The sequence below is a fragment of the Phyllobacterium sp. OV277 genome (assembly GCF_900104355.1).
In the GTDB taxonomy this organism is placed as follows: domain Bacteria; phylum Pseudomonadota; class Alphaproteobacteria; order Rhizobiales; family Rhizobiaceae; genus Phyllobacterium.
The window spans coordinates 107,441-125,706 of the sequence record NZ_FNIY01000002.1; the positions used below are offsets into that span (position 1 = coordinate 107,441).

Genomic DNA, 18,266 nt, shown 5'->3' on the forward strand with positions numbered 1-18,266 from the left:
TGCCTTAAACAATGCGTACTAAGGTTAACCTCTTGCTATTTTGGCTGGCCGTGGCCGGACAAAACCTGTAGGGCGCCACGCATTCCGTTGCGAAAGGCATCATCGAAGCTAACACCACGGATTTGCCAGTGAAACGTTTTATGCCGGCCATTGATCCGCCAATCGGCAACCCAGCCCATCGCCTCATTGCTCCACACCAGCACACCGGAAAGCGCTGTATCACCTATCCCGCTCTTTGCAGCGGCATTGAGTTCGGTAAGATCAGCAGTCGGCAATGTCTGCACGGTCCAACCTTTTTGCGCCAATTGGGCTTTGGTCGGCAGTGCAATCGGCAGCCCAACTTTCGTAGCCGCAGCTTGAAGAGCGCTGCGCATGTCAGCGTCTTCTTCATTGTCACTCGTCATGACAAAAACGCGCTTGGGCGGCCTGATATCGAGAAATACCGCGACACGCGGTCTGGCTGCACGCCATGGTTGGCGTCCAAGCAAATTCAGTGACGAATCTACGGCAGTCTTGTTGAAATAGACGGTCAAATCCTGTGGACGATCGTAAGAACCCTGTTCGTCGTGTATAGGCTGGCCCGACAGGCGATCATGATATTCAAAGCGGGTGACAAGTCCTGCAACATTGGCTCCAAGCGCAATAGCCGCCGGATCGCCGATCAGGCGGGGATCGCCAGAAACTTTCGCCAGTACATCTTGCAGGCATTGGGCAAGGCCAAGCGCTCTGTTTGCATCGCCGCGCCCTGTCACCACCGCCTGCGACTGGTAAAGATCGGCATCTGATGGATCATCCGCCGCAGCGGCGACCCCACTGCAGAGCAAAAGAACTGTCAGAATAGTGCCAAAAGTACGGGCAAGCGCTGTTTTGGTGTTCATCCGATCTGCCCTTCCCTGCCGTTAAAAAGCGTCCAATCAATTATCCATGATCAGCGCCAGCGGCGCCTTGAACTGTGCCACAAGCCCTTCCTTTTCATATTGGACATCGGCGTCACCTGTTCCTGACAGACCAAAACGGATCAGGCGCGAGCCGAATCCCTTCTTTTCAGGAGCTATTGCCGCCGGACCACCGCGCTCACGCCATGTTAGCACGAATTCCATCTGCGACTGCGCGCGCTGAATCTCCCAACTGATATCCACCCTGCCATGCGCGTTGGACAGTGACCCATATTTCAGCGCGTTTGTTGCAAGTTCATGCAGCAGCAATGACAGCGAAAGAACGGCCTTGGGACCGAGATTGAGATTGGGGCCGCGCAAATTGAACTGTGACGTTTCGCCATGCAATGCCAGAACGCTTTCCAGTACCGAGCGGATACGCGCCGCCGACCAGTTCTGATGCAACAACACATTGTGGGCAGAGCTAAGCGCCATGATGCGCTGCTTGAACGCCTCGACAGCATCCTGCGGCGCATCACGCAGGGTTTGTGTCGCGATGGCCTGCACCATGGTCAGGGTGTTTTTCAACCGATGGCTGAGTTCCTGATTGAGAATGCCCTGCTCGTGTTCGGCCTGCAGCTTGGCGATGGCGGCATAGGTTCGGTCGGCAACACTGACCACGAATTGAATCTCATCCGTCTGCCAATCCCGTGGATTTTCATCATGGACGAACATCAGCCCCACCAGTTCGCCGCCATGCATCAACGGGACATTGATAAAGGATCGGGCCTGGATTGCGGCATAACCATCATAGTCGAGGGCGAGCCAGTCCGTGCTGTTTACGTCAGAAACGGCGATGGGTATGCCGATTTGCGAGTTCTTGATTGTCGCCTTGAAATTAACCAGCGAATGCCGGCCAGCCATGGACTTTAGATCCGACGCTGTCCAGTCGTGCTCCACGTTGAAGAGATCCGCCGTGAGATCGATGATGGCAAATCCTGCGCGACCGGCACCCAGATTCTCTCCCAATATCCTTGAGGCAATCTCTGCCGCTTCACCGGTTGTATTGGCATCGCGAATACTATCACCAAGTTCTAGCAGTGCAGTCTGCCGGATTTCAGCCTGCTTGCGCTTGGTCACATCCTGAACCGTGCCCCGGAAGGCCACCGGCTGTCCCTTATCATCATGGACAAGTTCACCCCGGCGGCTCAACCACCGCAGCGCCCCGTCATCGGCGCGCTTGATGCGGTACTCGATATCCAGAATAACATTGCCGTCCCGTCGCGTGGACTGGTTCGATACGAGGTGTTTGTCTTCCTCGTAGGTCAATGCTTCGAACGTCGTGGCCGCGTATTGGTCATTTACAGCCAACCCGTAGAGCCTGCACATCTCTGGTGTCACCCGCGATGTGTTGGTTTTCATATCGAGTTCGAATGCACCGATGCCACCCGCCTGCTGGGCAGGTACGAGCCAACCATCAATCCGATATTGCTTGTTGCGTGCCGCTTCGCTGGATAGCGCGCGCTTGAGGGTGGCCCGAACCGTACGGCGCTGCTGGATCACAACGTCATTGCGGTCTTCAACCACGCGGCGCAATTCGAGAATGGTGATGACCTGCTCGGCAAGATCCTGCAAAGCTTCGGCCTGTGCTTCAGTCAGTCCGGCGGGACGCGGCGCATTGTCAATGACGCAGAGCGTACCAATTGCTTCGCCGCTTGGTGTGTTGAGCACGGCTCCGGCATAAAACCCGATGAAGGGTTCGCCCGTCACCAGCGTATTGTGCTTGGTGCGCTCGTCCAACGTCAGATCGGGAATAATAAGAACTGAACCTGTCAGCAGGGCGTGAGCGCAGACCGACTGTTCGAGCGGTGTCTCGCAGGGTTCGAAACCAGAGCGGGCTTTGAACCATTGCCTGTCACCCGTGACCAGACTGATCAAGGCAACCGGAGTTTCGCAAATCTGTTTGGCAAGAGAAACGATATTATCGAATGCCGGTTCGGGCGGCGTGTCCAAGATATCATATTCGTCAAGCGCAGCCAGCCTATGGGCGTCCTGAAGCACTGAAAGGGGCAAATCGCTCATGGATGAACCCAATCGCCAAATTGTGTCTGAGAGACAGAGGAAGTATCTGCCCTATCAAATAGTCTAATTTCGGCTTGTGACAATTGCTATTTGCAACCGTCCGTTGTCTTCGTCGTCGCATCCACTCTCAGGTTCAGATGAGCGCTTTCTTCAGCCAGATACAGTCATAACCGTGCGGGATGCCCTCAAGCCTGCCAAACTCGATATATCCTTGCTTGCGGTAAAAATCCGGCGCCTGAAAGGTGAAGGTTTCGAGATAGACACCGACACATCCGCGCAGGATCGGCTTCGTGGATTATCGTCAACATGGTCGAACCTCTGATTTCATCCCGTCACGATATGGGGCAGTTCCCTGCCAGGACATCAAAGCTTTTGGTGGCGAATTCGTGTCCCTTCGCGTCCTGGAGCGAAAAGGTCCACACACCCGATACAAGCTCGTAGCTCTTTTCAAACACCCATCCCGCATAGCGTTGCCGCCGGATAGCACCATCGGGCCAGCTGCTGCGCAACATGACCCGGCCGTCAGGTGTGTGAATGGCCGGATGCTGTACTACAACCATAATGGGCACGATCTGAAAATCGGGAATATTGAAAGCGGCGTACATAACGCCGAAACTCGTACCGAGGCAGGCGGTGATTTTCTCAGCTTGGATAACTTCAACCGGGCCGTCGACGAGCCTGTTATAGCCCGTCGGCGTATCCGGCGCGGTTTCCGTCCCGACATCCCTGGCCCGCGTCAGGCCCCAGTTGAGGATTTCAATGGTAGGTTCGCCACCTTGCGCCCTCGCCAACCCTGCCTCCGCAAATAATGCGAAAAGAAGCAGGGCCAGAAGGCGATAGGTGCCCATCCGTCGCTATGCTGCGGCGCGCTGGGCTTTCAGTTCCAGCCTGCGGCGATGCAGGACCGGCTCCGTATAGCCATTCGGCTGGGCCCGACCTTCGAACACGAGATCACAGGCCGCTTGAAACGCGATTGATCCATCGAAATCCGCAGCCATTGGCTGGTAGTGCGGATCGCCTTCGTTCTGCTTGTCAACGACAGCGGCCATGCGCTTCAGGGTCTCCAGCACCTGTGCCTGGCTGGCAACGCCGTGGTGCAGCCAGTTGGCGATATGCTGGGCGGAAATACGCAAAGTAGCGCGGTCTTCCATCAGGCCGACATTGTTGATGTCAGGAACCTTGGAGCAACCAACACCCTGATCAACCCAGCGGACGACATAGCCGAGAATGCCCTGCGCATTGTTGTCGAGTTCGCGCTGGATGTCTTCGGGCGTCCAGTTGGGCCGTGAGGCAACGGGCACCGACAGAATATCGCTGAGTTTGGCGCGTCCGCGTGATTTCAACTGAGCCTGAACTTCAGCCACATTGACCTTGTGATAATGCGTTGCATGCAGCGTAGCCGCCGTCGGCGAAGGCACCCATGCGGTGTTGGCACCAGCCTTTGGGTGGGCGATCTTCTGCTCCAGCATTGCGGCCATCAAATCCGGCATGGCCCACATGCCCTTGCCGATCTGCGCATGGCCGGAAAGGCCGCATTCAAGACCCACATCGACGTTCCAGTTTTCATAGGCACCGATCCACGATGCCTGCTTCATGTCGCCTTTGCGGATCATCGGTCCGGCTTCCATAGAGGTATGAATCTCGTCGCCAGTGCGGTCAAGGAAACCGGTGTTGATGAACACAACCCGTTCTTTTGCCGCACGGATCGCTTCCTTGAGGTTCACAGTCGTTCGGCGTTCCTCGTCCATGATGCCCATCTTCATCGTGTTGGGCTGCATGCCAAGCAAGGCTTCCACCCGGCCGAAGAGTTCCGACGCAAAGGCCACTTCTTCGGGGCCATGCATTTTTGGCTTCACCACATACATGGAACCGGCGCGCGAATTCATGCGGCGACCGTTCGGGCCGACATCGTGCAGCGCAATCAAACCGGTGATTGCCGCATCCATGATGCCCTCGGGCACCTCGTTGCCATCCTTGTCGAGAATAGCCGGATTGGTCATAAGGTGGCCGACATTGCGCACCAGCATAAGCGAGCGGCCCGGCAGGGTAACCGGCTTGCCATCCTTACCCGTATAGTCGCGATCGGGATTGAGCCTGCGCGTGACTGATTTGCCCCCCTTATCAAACGTGTCCTGCAGATCGCCATTCATCAGGCCGAGCCAGTTGCGATAGATGACAACCTTATCCTCCGCATCAACGGCAGCAACGGAATCTTCGCAATCCTGAATTGTGGTGAGCGCTGACTCCACAACCACATCGGCAATATTGGCCCGGTCAGTCTTGCCAATCGGGTGATCGGCATTGACGACAACTTCCACATGCATGCCGTTCTTGACCAGAAGAACAGCAGATGGTTTGGCCGCATCGCCCTTGTAACCAACGAACTGCGCCTGATCCTTCAGCGGTAAAACCGCACCATTACCACCCTTTAGCGCCAATGCGCCGCGATCAACGGAAAGACCTGTTACCTCAGCCCAGCTTCCGCCGTCGAGGGGCGCGCTTTCATTGAGAAAAGCCTTGGCCCAGGCGATGACCTTGGCACCGCGCGCAGGATTGAATGCCTTGCCTTTTTCGGCGCCATCGGTTTCCGGGATCGCATCGGTGCCATAGAGCGCATCATAGAGCGAACCCCAACGGGCATTGGCAGCGTTGAGCGCATAGCGGGCGTTCATGACAGGCACGACGAGCTGCGGTCCAGCAGTGACAGCGATCTCCGGGTCAACATTGCTGGTCAAGACGGAAAAAGCGCCGCCCTCGGGCAGCAAATAGCCGATCTCGCGAAGAAAGGCTTCGTACTCGTCCTGCGTGTAACCCGTGCTACGCTTCTCACGATAAAAGGCGTCCAGTTTCTCCTGAAAAGCATCGCGCTTGGCCAGCAGGGCACGGTTTTTGGGTGAGAGGTCATCAACGATAGCGGCCAACCCTTCGAAGAAGGCATCGGCATTGACTGAAGTTCCGGCAATGGCTTCGTTCACCACGAAATCGTAGAGTTCCTTTGCCACCTTCAGTCCGTTGATCTCGATACGCTCACTCATGCCATGCTCCTTCAGAATTTTTATTACCGTATCCTTGAACACACCAAAGCATTCCCAGTCAATTCATCAAAAATGAACATGATTTGTGCCGGAATGGAAATAATCACTCAGTGGGCGATGCGGGGCCTGCCAGTGGCTGTTGCGATCAGCACAGCTTCGATGAATTTCCGCTGATCTTCGACGGTTGCGGCGCTGATATCCCTTGCCATGGCAATCTGCGCTTCGTCGGTGCCCGCCTCCAGTGCCAGATGTTTGACCTGTCCCCGCAGCGTGTCCTCGGCAAAGGCGATGGCAAGCTCTTCCTCCTGGAAATCCTTGACCACCGCGCCCGACGAGACCCGGAAGATTCCTTCCACCGGTTGGCTGATATGCGCCTCAACCGATACGCGGACCTGCCCGACCACCGCGCCCAGCGCATTGGCTACATCCGTATCAGCGGGAACGATATCATTGGTGCCAAGCATCCGGCCCACAGCAGGATAATAAACGGGCGCTGATGCACCAAGACCGATGAGCGGCCGGTCAATATCAAGCTTGATACCCGCAATACCGCCTTGCCCCGATAGAGCGCGCTGGATCAGCGGGCTCGCCACCATATCAGGACCATCCAGCCCATCCTCGGCCAATATGGTTTCCAGCACGACTTCGGATGAACGGCGAATGAGCGCATCATAGGTGCGCTGCGACACCTCGTCAGGTGTATCGCATAGCGGACGGCCCGCGCCGTCCTTGCGGCGGGCATAAAGGATAGCTCCGTAGCGCGCTGCTTCACCGTTCCAGTTGCTCTGCAAATTGAGAACATGGCAGGCATCGGAAGGGGTAAAGCCCGAGAGATGCACCAGTCCGCGTGCAACCAGCCGGTTGATGGTCGCGGTTTGCGAAACGGAATTCAGAAGCCGGTCGAGCGGCTGCGGCTCGCGTGTAATCCGCACATAAAGCTCGGCTTCGCCCTTGCTCAATCCCGATGCCATTTGCTCGGGCACACCGGTCAACAGTGCAAACCGTCCATCCAGTCGACCCGGATTGGCGGTTTTGACCTGCCGTGCCAGATGATCAATGACGATTGCACCGTGATTGGCCGCAAGCAGCGAAAGCGGAACGAGACGGCGCGGTCCAAGCTTGATACGCGGGGCCATCGCATTGTCATCAAGCGACACTTCGGAATCGCCGCCGAGCCCGAAGGTGCGCATCGCCACCGCCTCGACCATAGTGCGAAAACCGCCGACGGTAGCGCCATTGGGATCAAGCCGTGGGCGACCATTGTCGAGAACGGCAACATCAGTCGTGGTGCCGCCGATATCAGATACAATCGCATTGTCGAGACCGGTCATGTGACGGGCGCCGACAAGGCTGGCGGCGGGGCCCGACAGAATGGTTTCGATGGGGCGATGCCGTGCGAAAGCCGCCGACACCAGTGCGCCATCGCCGCGCACCACCATCAGCGGCGCATGAATGCCACGCCGGTCAAGAAACCCCTCCGTGGCGGCCACCAGACGGTCGATCATCGCAATGAGCCGGGCATTAAGAACCGTTGTCAGGGCGCGGCGCGGACCATTGAGCTTGGCGGAGAGTTCGTGACTACAGGTGACGGGAAGCCCGGTTTCGCTTCGCACGAGATCGCGAATGGCGATTTCATGCTCCGGATTGCGCACGGCAAAATAAGCGCAGACTGCAAACCCCGTTACCTCTTCTTTCAAACGCGGCAGTGCTTCCCGAAGGGCCGAAACGTCAAAAGGTTGCGGACGTCCATAGACATCGTGTCCACCGGGCAGGAAAATCACCGGATCGGAGCCAAGCGCTGTGCCAAGATCAGCCTTTTCAAGATCAACTTGCGAAAAGCCGACCATGACGAGGGCAATGCGCCCACCCTGCCCTTCAACAAGCGCATTGGTGGCAAGCGTCGTTGACATCGATACAAGGCGGATCTGTCCGGGATCAACGGAGGCTTCTTCGACGATGCGCTCGACAGCGCCGGATATGCCGACACTCAGATCATGACGGGTGGTCAGTGCCTTTGCCTTGGCGATAACGCCGCGCGCCTCCGACCAGAGAACGGCATCCGTATAGGTGCCACCCGTATCAATTCCGAGGAAAATTGCGTTCTCAACCTGTGAATCAGCCATGATGTCCTGCGCCTGTTGAGGCAGGGTTATCGCAAGACACCGCGTACGACTAGCGTCATTCCGACCATTTGCCGCCGCAACGGCACAAGAGTGCCGGAACCATTCAAATCCTGTTACGTTGTGACGTGGGACAAAGGGGACTTCAATGGCATCACAATCTGGCAGCCATGCGGGATCGAAGAAGGTCATCTATGCCGCCATTCTAGGCAATCTTCTGATCGCGGCGACAAAATTCATTGCTGCCTTCTTCACCGGCAGTTCGGCCATGTTATCGGAAGGTGTTCACTCGCTTGTCGATACGGGAAATGGCGGATTGCTGCTTTACGGGTTGCGGCGCGCGGCCAAACCAGCGGATAAATCGCATCCGCTCGGCCATGGACGCGAGCTTTATTTCTGGAGCTTTATCGTTGCCCTGCTGGTTTTCGCTGTGGGTGCCGGTGTGTCCTTTTATGAGGGCCTGATCCATATTCTTGAGCCAGAGCCGGTGTCGAATCCCATCGTTAATTATGTGGTCTTGGGCTTTGCGCTGCTTTTCGAGGGCATCTCATGGACGGTTGCCTTGAAAGAGTTCCGGACCATGAAAGGCAAGCTTGGCTATCTCGAAGCCGTAAAGCAGAGCAAAGACCCAAGTGTTTTTACGGTCCTGTTTGAAGATACGGCGGCTTTGCTCGGCCTCATTGTCGCCTTCGTCGGTATTTCTGCCGCGCAATTGTTCAATATGCCGGAGCTTGATGGTGTTGCCTCGATCGGGATTGCGATCATTCTCGGCGCAACGGCGATTTTCCTCGCGCGGGAAAGCAAGGGACTGCTGATCGGCGAGTCGGCACTGCCCGAAGCGGAACAGCAGATCCTTGCTATTGCCAGCAAAGACCCGGCTATTCAGCAGGCCAATGGTGTGCTGACGGTGCATATGGGACCCAAGCAGATTGTCGCCGGGCTCAGCATCGAGTTTGAGGATCATCTGACCGCGCCCGATATTGAAGCCTGTGTCGAGCGTATTGAAACGGCGATACGTCAGGCCAATCCGGACATTGTCTCCGTATTCGTCAAGCCGCAGACAGCGAGTACCTGGAAAATGCGCCGGCAGAAAATCATTGAAGGCTGAAGTGACTGGAGGGCATACTCGCAGATGAGATTCCAAATCAGTTGAGAGATGCACCATGGTCAAGGACACAACGAACCCCGAAGTCGATTGGTATTTTGATGAGACCCAGAAATGGCAGGAAGAATTCAGGCTGTTGAGAACAATTGTTCTTGCCTGTGATCTCAAGGAAGAGCTGAAATGGGGATGTGCCTGCTACACGTTGGATAAAAGCAACGTTGTTCTCATACATGGCTTTAAAGAATACTGCGCACTCCTGTTTTTTCAGGGTGCCCTGTTAAACGACCCCGACCATATTCTCATCCAGCAAACGAAAAACGTGCAGGCGGGGCGGCAGATCCGGTTCACCAGCGTTCAGGAAATATCCAAGATGGATAACATCCTGAAAGCCTATATTCACGCGGCTATCGATATCGAAAAATCGGGTGCAAAGGTAACTTTCAAGAAAACGGAAGATTTCGCAGTTCCCGAAGAATTTCAAAGCAGATTGAGTGAGAACCCTGCTTTGCAAGCCGCGTTTGAGGCTCTCACACCCGGACGCCAAAGAGCATATCTCTTCCATTTTTCCGCGCCAAAACAATCCAAAACACGCGAGACACGCGTTGAAAAATTCATACCGCATATTCTCGGCGGAAAAGGGTTGGACGATTAGGGCCCATGGATGATAGGGCCTGCGACTTACAGATCCATTTCAGTTTCGCCAGCCCACTTGGTCTAAAGCCACTTGGATATAGCCTAGTCCTCGTCCACCACGCGCAGGCGCAACTGGCCTGTTGTGGAAGCCGCTGATCGGCTAGCGTCCGGACCTTTTGCAGGTTCGCCAGCCGAGGGTTCAACAAATTCCAGCGCCTCGATCTTCTGTCCGCGTTTGGTCACTTTGCTGGAGGAAACGAGAATATCGTCGATATCCTTGTTCGCCTGACCAAAATGCGTCTGCAAACGGCGAACGCGGTCATCAAGGCGCACAACATCTTCCATCAGGCGGATAACCTCGCCCTGAATGAGATGCGCCTGTTCACGCATGCGCACATCCTTGAGCACCGCCTGAATGACCTGAATGGACAGCATCAGCAGCGACGGTGAAACGATCACAATGCGGGAGCGGTGGGCTTTCTGCACGATGCCTTCGAAATTCTCGTGAATCTCGGCAAAGATCGATTCCGATGGCACAAAGAGAAACGCCGTATCCTGCGTTTCACCACTGATCAGATATTTTTCCGATACATCGCGAATGTGGATTTCGATATCGCGGCGGAATTGCGCCAGTGCCATTTTCTTGGCATCGGGTGTCTCGGCCTCACGAATGGCATTCCATGCTTCCAGCGGAAACTTGGCGTCGATAACCAGATTGGGCGCATTGTTCGGCATGCGGACAATACAGTCGGGCCGGCTGCCATTGGAAAGCGTTGCCTGAAATTCATAGGCCCCCAGTGGCAGACCATCGGCAATAATAGTTTCCATGCGCGCCTGACCGAAAGCACCGCGCGTTTGTTTGTTGGCTAGAATGGCCTGCAACTGCACGACCTGACCGGCCAGCGACTGGATATTGTTCTGTGCCGTATCAATAACCGCCAGCCGCTCCTGCAATTTGGCAAGATTTTCGTGCGTCGATTGCGTCTGCTCCGTCATGGTCTGGCCGATACGCGTGGTCATACCGTCAAGCCGTTCGCGGATCGACTGATTAAGCTCTGCCTGACGCGAGCCGAAAAGCTCGGCCATGGTCTGCATACGCCCCTGCATCTCCGACTGGCTTTTCAAAATTTCAGCCATCCGGACTTCCGCATCGCGGGCACGGTCTTCCGCCTGAAACTCTGCCATAAGCCGGGCCCGCCCTGCCCGCCACATTGCGACCACGCAAAGAATGACAGCGAGGGCGACGATCACAGCAGCAACCAGCAGGGCCGTGCCAACCGATACGGTACTGGCGCCAAGCTGAAATAATGGCTGGTCGAGTGAATGTGATGTTTCCATGGGAGATAGATTAACCGATTCGGATGGCAAATGTGAGATCAAAACAAGAACATTTTTACAAATGCCATTTGTATCGGGATTGACGGTTGAAAGCCGAGATATTAGGTGATGCTCATGTCTATCAAACCGCTTGTCATTCTTCCCGATCCGCTGTTGCGTCAGGTTTCTCAACCTGTGACGCGCTTTGACGCTGATTTGCGCAAATTCTCGCAGGATATGCTCGACACCATGTATGACGCGCCGGGCATTGGTCTGGCTGCTATTCAGGTGGCGGAACCCCTGCGCATGCTGGTGATCGATCTTGCCAAGGAAGACGAGCCGAAGGCACCGCAGGTGTTCATCAACCCCGAGGTTGTGTCCTCCAGCACAGAGCGCAACATCTATGAAGAGGGTTGCCTGTCCATTCCGGATTATTATGCGGAAGTGGAACGCCCGGCAAAAGTACGTGTTGCCTATTTCGACATCGAAGGCAAAAAGCACGAGATCGATGCGGACGGCTTGCTGGCGACCTGCCTGCAGCATGAGATCGACCATCTCAATGGCGTTCTTTTCATCGACTATATCTCGCGGCTGAAGCGGGAAATGGTGGTGAAGAAATTCAAGAAGCTTGCCAAGGATCGTGTTCCGAGCCGGCTGGCGGTGTAAGCCATGAGCCTTCGTATCGTCTTCATGGGAACCCCGGAATTTTCTGTTCCGGTTCTCAACGCGCTCATTGGCCAAGGCCATGAGATCGTCGCCGTTTACAGCCAGCCGCCACGTCCAGCCGGGCGGCGTGGGCTTGAACTGACCCCCTCGCCCGTCCATCGCAATGCCCAAGAATTCGGCATTGAGGTGCGCACGCCCAAAAGCCTGAAAAGCGCCGAGGAACAACAGGCATTCCGTGATTTGAATGCAGATGTTGCCGTTGTGGTTGCCTACGGCCTGATATTGCCGACAGCCATTCTCGAGGGCACCCGCCTCGGTTGTTACAACGGCCATGCTTCGCTTCTTCCGCGCTGGCGCGGTGCTGCACCCATTCAACGCGCGATCATGGCTGGTGACACCGAAACTGGCATGATGATTATGAAAATGGACGAAGGGCTCGATACCGGTCCCGTTGCCATGGCTGAAAAGATCAAGATCACATCGGATATGACCGCGGGCGAGTTGCATGACCAACTCAGCATGATTGGCGCTGATCTGATGGTGCGCGCCATGGCCGCGCTGACGCGCGATAGCCTGACCCTGACACCGCAATCCGAAGAGGGCGTCACCTACGCCTCCAAGATCACCAAGGTTGAAACCCGGATCGATTGGACGCTCCCTGCAATCGACATTCACAATCGCATTCGTGGCCTTGCACCGTTTCCCGGTGCATGGTGCGAGATGGAGATCGGCGACAGTCTTGAGCGGGTAAAACTGCTGCGCTCGCTGCTTGCAACTGGTGCTGGCGCTCCTGGTACAGTGCTTGATGATGAATTGCGTATTGCCTGCGGAGAAGGTGCCGTGCGGCTGCGCTCGCTGCAACGGGCTGGTGGCAAGGTCATGGACGGGCTGGAGTTCCAACGCGGCGCCAAGCTCACGCAAGGGGCAAAGCTGCCATGAGCAGCATTTCCATCCGCGCCGCAGAACCAGAAGATCGCTCGCTGATTGCAAGCATCATTGACGATGCTTTTGAAGGCCCGGATGAGGCAAAACTGGTGCAACATTTGCACAATAATGGCGATGTCGTTCTCGAACTGGTTGCAGAACTGGATGGCGCGATTGCCGGTCATATCCTGTTTTCAAGATTGTACATTGACGGCAAGACCCGTTTTGACGCAGTTGCGCTCGCGCCGTTAAGCGTTGCCTCGGATCATCAGGGTAAAGGCGTCGGCGCGGCCCTGATCAAGGCCGCACATCAGCAGCTTGTGCTTATGGGTGAAACGCTCTCCGTGGTACTTGGCGATCCCGGATATTATGGCCGTTTCGGCTACACTAAAGAACGGGCATCGGGCTTTTCCAGCCAATATCAGGGTGAATATCTTCAGGCACTGGCTTTCGGCGATGCGCCGTCGGCTGGAACGCTGATTTATTCCAGAGCGTTCGAGGCGCTCTGATGCCGCGTTACAAACTCACCGTTGAATATGATGGCACGCCCTATGCAGGCTGGCAGCGGCAGGAGAACGGCCATACGGTTCAGGCGGCCATTGAGCAGGCCATTTTCAAGTTTTGCGGCGAAACCATATCGCTTGGCGCGGCGGGCCGTACCGATTCAGGTGTGCATGCGATCGCACAGATCGCTCATGTCGATCTGACCAAGGACTGGAGCAGTTCCAAGGTGCGTGAAGCGCTGAATGCGCATCTGATCGTGGCTGGCGAAACTGTCGGGATCATCAATGTCGAGCGGGTGAGCGAACATTTCGATGCACGGTTCTCCGCGACGGGCCGGCATTATCTGTACCGGATTATCAACCGCAGGCCGCCCGCCCCGCTGGAAGCTTTTCGTGCCTGGTGGGTGAAGAAACCACTCGACGCGGAAGCCATGCATGACGCAGCACAGCGGCTGGTTGGCACGCATGATTTCACAACATTTCGCGCCACCCAGTGTCAGGCAAAAAGCCCGGTGAAAACACTTGACCATCTCAGCGTCCTCAGAAACGGTGAAATCATCGAAATCCGGGCATCAGCGCGTTCCTTCCTGCACAATCAGATCCGGTCATTTGCCGGGACACTGAACGAGGTTGGTTGCGGCCGCTGGACGGCTGACGATGTGAGCGATGCTCTCGCTGCCCGCGACCGCAAGGCTTGCGGTCCCGTCGCGCCGCCCTATGGGCTTTACCTTGTCGGCGTGGATTATCCGATTGTCACCGGTTCCGGCAGCGAAATACCCAGCATATCCTGAAGGCCAATCATCAGGAGTATGGAACCGACCACAAGAACGGCGAAGAAGGCCGCCGTGTAAGCGTGGGGTTTCTTCAAGGCGATATAGGTCAGGCGATAGGTCAGAACGAGAACGAACATATAAAGCGCAAGACCGAAAACGGTCGCGACTGCAGTCCATTCCGGCAGAAGAACGCGTATGATTGTGGCAGGCGCAGCCAACCAGGACGTCACTGCCGACCCCCAGTTGCTGGTGATGACATAGACACTGAAGCGATTGCCCAGGCCAATGCGCGTCGCCAGCAAAAGCAGCACAACCAGTGGCAACACCCATGACGTAAGATCAACAAAGGCGACGCGGCCGATTACGGAAAGCCGGGTGCCCGCCTCGGGCTGAAAGGCCACCATATCATTGGCGAAAACAATCCAGCCAAGAATGAGCGGCGGCAGTGACACGGTAATGGCGTGGAATGATTGCCAGAAGCCATCTTCGGAATAGTCGAAATAATCCAGGCCGTCGGCGTGACCATTCATCATCCGCCACGAACCCCAGAAATAGCGTTGGATGTCTTCGAAACTCAGCATGGCCACTCAGGCAAAAAAGTCGGCAATGAACCGCTCATAGATTTGTGTCAGTGTTTCCAGATCGGCAACCGCCACGCGCTCATCCACCATATGCATGGTCTGCCCGACAAGACCAAACTCGACCACCGGGCAATAATCCTTGATGTAACGCGCATCGGATGTGCCGCCCGACGTGGAAAGCTGCGGGCGTTTGCCTGTGATCGCCTCCACGGACGCGGTCAGCGTGCCGATGAGCTTCTCGTCATGGGTAAGGAATACATGGCTTGGCCGGTCGCGCCAGACCAGCTCGTAATTAACGGGGGTTTTCCTGCCGGGTCTAAGCTTGCGACGGCCCGACGCCTTGTCGAGACGGTTATGGATTTCCGCCATCAATGTTTCATCCGTCCATGTATCGTTGAAACGGATGTTGAACGTCGCGGTTGCCTTGGCCGGAATCACATTCACTGCGGGATTGCCGACATCGACAGTCGTGACTTCCAGATTGGTCGCCTGAAAATGCTTCGTACCCTTGTCGAAGGCCGGATAAAGCAGGCTGTCGACCAATGTTACCAGACCACGAACGGGATTTTCGGCCAGATGCGGATAAGCCGCATGCCCCTGAATGCCGTGGACGGTAACAGTCCCGGAGAGCGAACCACGCCGACCGATCTTGATCATGTCGCCAAGCTTATCGGGGTTGGTCGGCTCGCCGACAATGGCGGCATCCCAAGTCTCACCCTTGGCCTTGGCCCATTCCAGCAATTTGCCTGATCCATTGATCGACGGGCCTTCTTCATCACCTGTGATCAGGAACGAGATGGAGCCCTTCAATGCGCCATTCTTTTCAATATGGCGCGCAACAGCGGCGGCAAAGCAGGCAATGCCGCCTTTCATGTCCACGGCCCCGCGGCCATACATTTCGCCATTGTAGATCGCCGCTGAAAAAGGCGGATAGGTCCAAGCCGCCTCGTCGCCAACAGGCACAACGTCCGTATGCCCGGCGAACATCAGATGGGGACCATTGCCCGAGCGCCGGGCATAGAGGTTTTCCACATCGGGTGTACCATCTTCGCTGAAAATGGGCCGCTCAACGGTAAAGCCCAGTGGCGAAAGCATGGTTTCGAGTGTGGTCAATGCGCCGCCCTCCGCCGGGGTCACCGACGGGCAGGCGATAAGCTGGGCGAGGTTTTTTACGGGGTCAGTGGAGGATGTCATATGCAAAGCGATAATCCAAAAGCACCATCGTGTCACGCACTGGATCACGATGCATGCATCTGTTTTAATGATCTGTACCTACCTCAGGCCGGGACCAAATGATGATTGAAAACAATAGCCGTATTGTTGTCGCTGGAACAGGTTCCATCGGGTGCTATGTGGGTGGCCATCTTGCCGCGTCAGGGAAAGCCGTTACCTTTCTGGCACGGCCGCGTGTCAACGAGGAAATCAGGCAGGCCGGGCTGAAAATCATCAATCTCGATGGAACAGAGCATACCATCCGTGCAGACCAGCTTTCGGTGACAGCCGATCCTGCCACCGCATTTGAAGGCGCTGGAATCATTCTCGTTGCTGTCAAAAGTGGTGCCACCGGGGAAATGGCCGGGCTCATAGCCAGACACGCTCCGGCCGAATGCATTGTCGTCAGCCTGCAGAATGGCGTTGGCAATGCGCAGGTGTTGCGGAAAAACCTGGCTGAAAGCATGACCGTCATTGCTGGCATGGTTCCATTCAACGTTGTTCAGTCGGAGAGCGGGCAGTTGCCGCTGACCGTGCGCCGAACGACGGCAGGCACGATTTTAATCGAAAGCAGAGTGGAAGGCCTTGCCGAAGCTTTGTCCACGCCAGACCTTCCTGTCAGTGCCCACGATAATATGCAGGGCATTTTGTGGGGCAAGCTGATGATGAACCTCAACAACGCGCTTAACGCCTTGTCGAACCTGCCACTTGCCACACAGCTTGCGGATCGGGGCTGGCGTGTCCTGCTTGCCGACCAGATGGGCGAAGGGCTGAAGGTCATGAAAGCGCACGGTATCGTCGCGGCCCCGGTGCAGGGCGTATCACCAGCCCTATTGCGCCTGATTCTGCTTCTGCCGAATTTTCTCTTTCGCCGCGTTGCCCGCAAGATGCTGGCCATCGATCCCCGTGCCCGGTCATCCATGTGGGAGGATTTTTCCCGGGGCCGCACCACTGAAATCGATTATCTGCAGGGTGTCATTGTGCAATTGGCGCGGGAAAAAAACATTCCCACGCCGCTGGCACAAAAGGTTATCGCTTGTGTCAGACAGGCTGAAGGCCAGCCCATCCGCAGCCATGCGGTCGCTGAGATCAGACAGAAAACAATTCTATAACCCCGTCAATCGATTGGCTTGCCTGTCTTGTCCCGCATCGAAAGAAGCGTCAGCGCACTTACAGCCGCTGCGGCAATCACATAGAAGCTTGGTGCGAGCTTTGTACCAGTCGCCTCGATCAGCAGTGTCACAATGACAGCGGCAAAGCCGCCGAAAATGGTAACGGCGAAATTATAGGCGAGCGACAGGCCGGTGGAGCGAAGACCAGCCGGGAACTGCTCGGCCAGAAGTGCGGGCGCTGGTCCTGTGAATGCCGCAAGCAGAAGACCAAGGATGGCCTGCACAATCGACAGTGTCATCAGATTTGGTGATGCATTGACCCACGCAAAGAGCGGATAGATCAAAACACCGATGGCTATGGCGGCAAACAGCAATTGCCGCTTGCGTCCGATCCGGTCCGACAACGCGCCGGCAATCGGACAGCCCAACATCAGGACAAGCCCGCCAATGGTGGTTGCAATGAATGCATCGGCCAGCGGTATGTTGAGCTGCTTGACTGCATAGGTGGTCATGTAGAACAAGAGCACATAGGTGCATACGGTCCACAAAATGGTCACACCGAAACCCGACGCGATACCGCGCGGATGATCACGCAGTGCATCTCGTAGCGGCGACTCGCTCTTTTGCGTGTGGCTGTCGGTGAATACAGGCGTCTCGTCAACACGGGCACGAATGTAGAACCCGACAGGGCCGATCAGCAGCCCGAGCAGGAAGGGCAGACGCCAGCCCCAGCTGTCAATGGAGGCCGGGTCAAGAAACTGCGTAACGATCATGCCGCAGATACCGCCAAGCACAACCGCAAGCGCCTGACTTGTCTGCTGCCAGCTGGCATAAAATCCGCGCTTCTCCGGCGGGGCATATTCAATCAGGAAAGCGGTGGCGCCGCCGATTTCACCGCCAGCGGAAAAGCCCTGAATAAGCCGGGCAAGAACAATGACCAGCGGCCCGAAAATACCGGCCTGCGCATAGGTCGGCGCAAATCCGAGAAGCGCAGTACCCAGCGCCATCATCAGGATTGTCAGGGTCAGCGCGGCCTTACGCCCCTTCTTGTCAGCGTAGACACCGAGAACGACAGCACCAACCGGCCGCATGAAAAAGCCGACACCATAGGTGCCGACTGTCAAAAGGATAGAGGTCAGATCGTCGATGGCCGGAAAGAACAGCCGCGCAATGATCGGCGTGAAGAAACCGTAGACCGTAAAGTCGAACCATTCGAGACCATTGCCGATCGTAGCAGCGGCAATGGCGTGTCGTCGCTTGGCCTCAAAATCACGGATGGAGACGGAAGCCTGTACGGTCATACGGATACCTCAGCTGAAATGGGAATC

16 protein-coding genes are annotated in these 18,266 nt (G+C 56.2%); 7 read left to right on the forward strand and 9 right to left on the reverse strand.

Annotation, left to right across the window (positions count from 1 at the left end; genetic code table 11):
- Positions 1–35: 35 nt before the first annotated feature.
- The 5 genes from BLU05_RS06445 to BLU05_RS06470 form a co-directional block, all read right to left on the reverse strand.
- Positions 36–878, reverse strand: a complete 843-nt coding sequence (locus tag BLU05_RS06445; protein ID WP_091878687.1) for a DUF2066 domain-containing protein — start codon at positions 876–878, stop codon at positions 36–38.
- Positions 879–914: 36 nt separating this feature from the next.
- Positions 915–2,957, reverse strand: coding sequence for a GAF domain-containing protein (locus BLU05_RS06450; protein ID WP_091878688.1), 2,043 nt, complete (start codon positions 2,955–2,957; stop codon positions 915–917).
- Between the two features lie 332 nt (positions 2,958–3,289).
- Positions 3,290–3,805, reverse strand: coding sequence for a DUF3859 domain-containing protein (locus tag BLU05_RS06460; protein WP_091878690.1), 516 nt, complete (start codon positions 3,803–3,805; stop codon positions 3,290–3,292).
- A 6-nt stretch (positions 3,806–3,811) separates the two neighbouring features.
- Positions 3,812–5,992, reverse strand: a complete 2,181-nt coding sequence (locus BLU05_RS06465; protein WP_091878691.1) for a malate synthase G — start codon at positions 5,990–5,992, stop codon at positions 3,812–3,814.
- 107 nt (positions 5,993–6,099) lie between these two features.
- Complete coding sequence (locus BLU05_RS06470) at positions 6,100–8,115, reverse strand: hydantoinase/oxoprolinase N-terminal domain-containing protein (RefSeq protein ID WP_091878693.1); 2,016 nt, start codon at positions 8,113–8,115, stop codon at positions 6,100–6,102.
- A gap of 145 nt (positions 8,116–8,260) precedes the next feature.
- Here BLU05_RS06470 and BLU05_RS06475 point away from each other — a divergent pair, with 145 nt between their 5' ends.
- Both BLU05_RS06475 and BLU05_RS06480 read left to right on the forward strand, forming a co-directional pair.
- Positions 8,261–9,220, forward strand: coding sequence for a cation diffusion facilitator family transporter (locus tag BLU05_RS06475; RefSeq protein ID WP_091878695.1), 960 nt, complete (start codon positions 8,261–8,263; stop codon positions 9,218–9,220).
- 55 nt (positions 9,221–9,275) lie between these two features.
- Positions 9,276–9,869 (forward strand): YdeI/OmpD-associated family protein, encoded by a 594-nt coding sequence (locus BLU05_RS06480; RefSeq protein WP_091878696.1) that lies wholly within the window; start codon positions 9,276–9,278, stop codon positions 9,867–9,869.
- A gap of 83 nt (positions 9,870–9,952) precedes the next feature.
- Here BLU05_RS06480 and BLU05_RS06485 read toward each other — a convergent pair whose 3' ends face one another.
- Positions 9,953–11,188 carry a DNA recombination protein RmuC gene (locus tag BLU05_RS06485; protein ID WP_091878698.1) on the reverse strand — a complete coding sequence of 412 codons (1,236 nt, stop codon included), beginning with the start codon at positions 11,186–11,188 and terminating at the stop codon, positions 9,953–9,955.
- Positions 11,189–11,302: 114 nt separating this feature from the next.
- Here BLU05_RS06485 and def point away from each other — a divergent pair, with 114 nt between their 5' ends.
- Genes def through truA form a run of 4 tightly spaced genes read left to right on the forward strand, consistent with a single transcriptional unit; the run spans position 11,303 to position 14,051 of the window.
- Positions 11,303–11,833, forward strand: coding sequence for a peptide deformylase (def, locus tag BLU05_RS06490; RefSeq protein WP_091880113.1), 531 nt, complete (start codon positions 11,303–11,305; stop codon positions 11,831–11,833).
- A gap of 3 nt (positions 11,834–11,836) precedes the next feature.
- On the forward strand, positions 11,837–12,772 hold the full coding sequence (gene fmt, locus BLU05_RS06495; protein ID WP_091878699.1) for a methionyl-tRNA formyltransferase: 936 nt from the start codon (positions 11,837–11,839) through the stop codon (positions 12,770–12,772).
- On the forward strand, positions 12,769–13,266 hold the full coding sequence (locus tag BLU05_RS06500) for a GNAT family N-acetyltransferase (RefSeq protein ID WP_091878701.1): 498 nt from the start codon (positions 12,769–12,771) through the stop codon (positions 13,264–13,266). The genes fmt and BLU05_RS06500 overlap by 4 nt, the downstream gene beginning before the upstream one ends.
- A complete protein-coding gene (gene truA, locus BLU05_RS06505; protein WP_091878703.1) occupies positions 13,266–14,051 on the forward strand; it encodes a tRNA pseudouridine(38-40) synthase TruA in 786 nt (261 codons plus the stop codon). Before BLU05_RS06500 ends, truA begins: the two co-directional genes overlap by 1 nt.
- Here the strand turns inward: truA and BLU05_RS06510 are convergent.
- Both BLU05_RS06510 and dapE read right to left on the reverse strand, forming a co-directional pair.
- The gene (locus tag BLU05_RS06510) at positions 14,003–14,614 is read right to left on the reverse strand and encodes a hypothetical protein (protein ID WP_091878704.1); all 612 of its coding nucleotides are present in this window, start codon (positions 14,612–14,614) and stop codon (positions 14,003–14,005) included. The two genes, truA and BLU05_RS06510, sit on opposite strands and share 49 nt — an antisense overlap.
- Before the next feature lie 6 nt (positions 14,615–14,620).
- Entirely contained in the window at positions 14,621–15,808 is a 1,188-nt protein-coding gene (gene dapE / locus BLU05_RS06515) for a succinyl-diaminopimelate desuccinylase (protein ID WP_091878706.1), read from the reverse strand.
- 98 nt (positions 15,809–15,906) lie between these two features.
- Here dapE and BLU05_RS06520 point away from each other — a divergent pair, with 98 nt between their 5' ends.
- Positions 15,907–16,938, forward strand: a complete 1,032-nt coding sequence (locus BLU05_RS06520) for a 2-dehydropantoate 2-reductase (RefSeq protein ID WP_348271755.1) — start codon at positions 15,907–15,909, stop codon at positions 16,936–16,938.
- Between the two features lie 5 nt (positions 16,939–16,943).
- Here BLU05_RS06520 and BLU05_RS06525 read toward each other — a convergent pair whose 3' ends face one another.
- Positions 16,944–18,239, reverse strand: a complete 1,296-nt coding sequence (locus BLU05_RS06525) for an MFS transporter (RefSeq protein ID WP_091878707.1) — start codon at positions 18,237–18,239, stop codon at positions 16,944–16,946.
- Positions 18,240–18,266: the final 27 nt, after the last annotated feature.

What these genes read in the sequence shown, in the direction of transcription:
- truA (WP_091878703.1), top strand. Translation starts at nt 13,266, where the DNA reads ATGCCGCGTTACAAACTCACCGTTGAATATGATGGCACGCCCTATGCA.
- BLU05_RS06525 (WP_091878707.1), bottom strand. Translation starts at nt 18,239, where the DNA reads ATGACCGTACAGGCTTCCGTCTCCATCCGTGATTTTGAGGCCAAGCGA.
- BLU05_RS06500 (WP_091878701.1), top strand. Translation starts at nt 12,769, where the DNA reads ATGAGCAGCATTTCCATCCGCGCCGCAGAACCAGAAGATCGCTCGCTG.
- def (WP_091880113.1), top strand. Translation starts at nt 11,303, where the DNA reads ATGTCTATCAAACCGCTTGTCATTCTTCCCGATCCGCTGTTGCGTCAG.
- fmt (WP_091878699.1), top strand. Translation starts at nt 11,837, where the DNA reads ATGAGCCTTCGTATCGTCTTCATGGGAACCCCGGAATTTTCTGTTCCG.
- BLU05_RS06450 (WP_091878688.1), bottom strand. Translation starts at nt 2,957, where the DNA reads ATGAGCGATTTGCCCCTTTCAGTGCTTCAGGACGCCCATAGGCTGGCT.
- dapE (WP_091878706.1), bottom strand. Translation starts at nt 15,808, where the DNA reads ATGACATCCTCCACTGACCCCGTAAAAAACCTCGCCCAGCTTATCGCC.
- BLU05_RS06520 (WP_348271755.1), top strand. Translation starts at nt 15,907, where the DNA reads ATGATGATTGAAAACAATAGCCGTATTGTTGTCGCTGGAACAGGTTCC.
- BLU05_RS06475 (WP_091878695.1), top strand. Translation starts at nt 8,261, where the DNA reads ATGGCATCACAATCTGGCAGCCATGCGGGATCGAAGAAGGTCATCTAT.
- BLU05_RS06485 (WP_091878698.1), bottom strand. Translation starts at nt 11,188, where the DNA reads ATGGAAACATCACATTCACTCGACCAGCCATTATTTCAGCTTGGCGCC.
- BLU05_RS06480 (WP_091878696.1), top strand. Translation starts at nt 9,276, where the DNA reads ATGGTCAAGGACACAACGAACCCCGAAGTCGATTGGTATTTTGATGAG.
- BLU05_RS06470 (WP_091878693.1), bottom strand. Translation starts at nt 8,115, where the DNA reads ATGGCTGATTCACAGGTTGAGAACGCAATTTTCCTCGGAATTGATACG.
- BLU05_RS06460 (WP_091878690.1), bottom strand. Translation starts at nt 3,805, where the DNA reads ATGGGCACCTATCGCCTTCTGGCCCTGCTTCTTTTCGCATTATTTGCG.
- BLU05_RS06510 (WP_091878704.1), bottom strand. Translation starts at nt 14,614, where the DNA reads ATGCTGAGTTTCGAAGACATCCAACGCTATTTCTGGGGTTCGTGGCGG.
- BLU05_RS06465 (WP_091878691.1), bottom strand. Translation starts at nt 5,992, where the DNA reads ATGAGTGAGCGTATCGAGATCAACGGACTGAAGGTGGCAAAGGAACTC.
- BLU05_RS06445 (WP_091878687.1), bottom strand. Translation starts at nt 878, where the DNA reads ATGAACACCAAAACAGCGCTTGCCCGTACTTTTGGCACTATTCTGACA.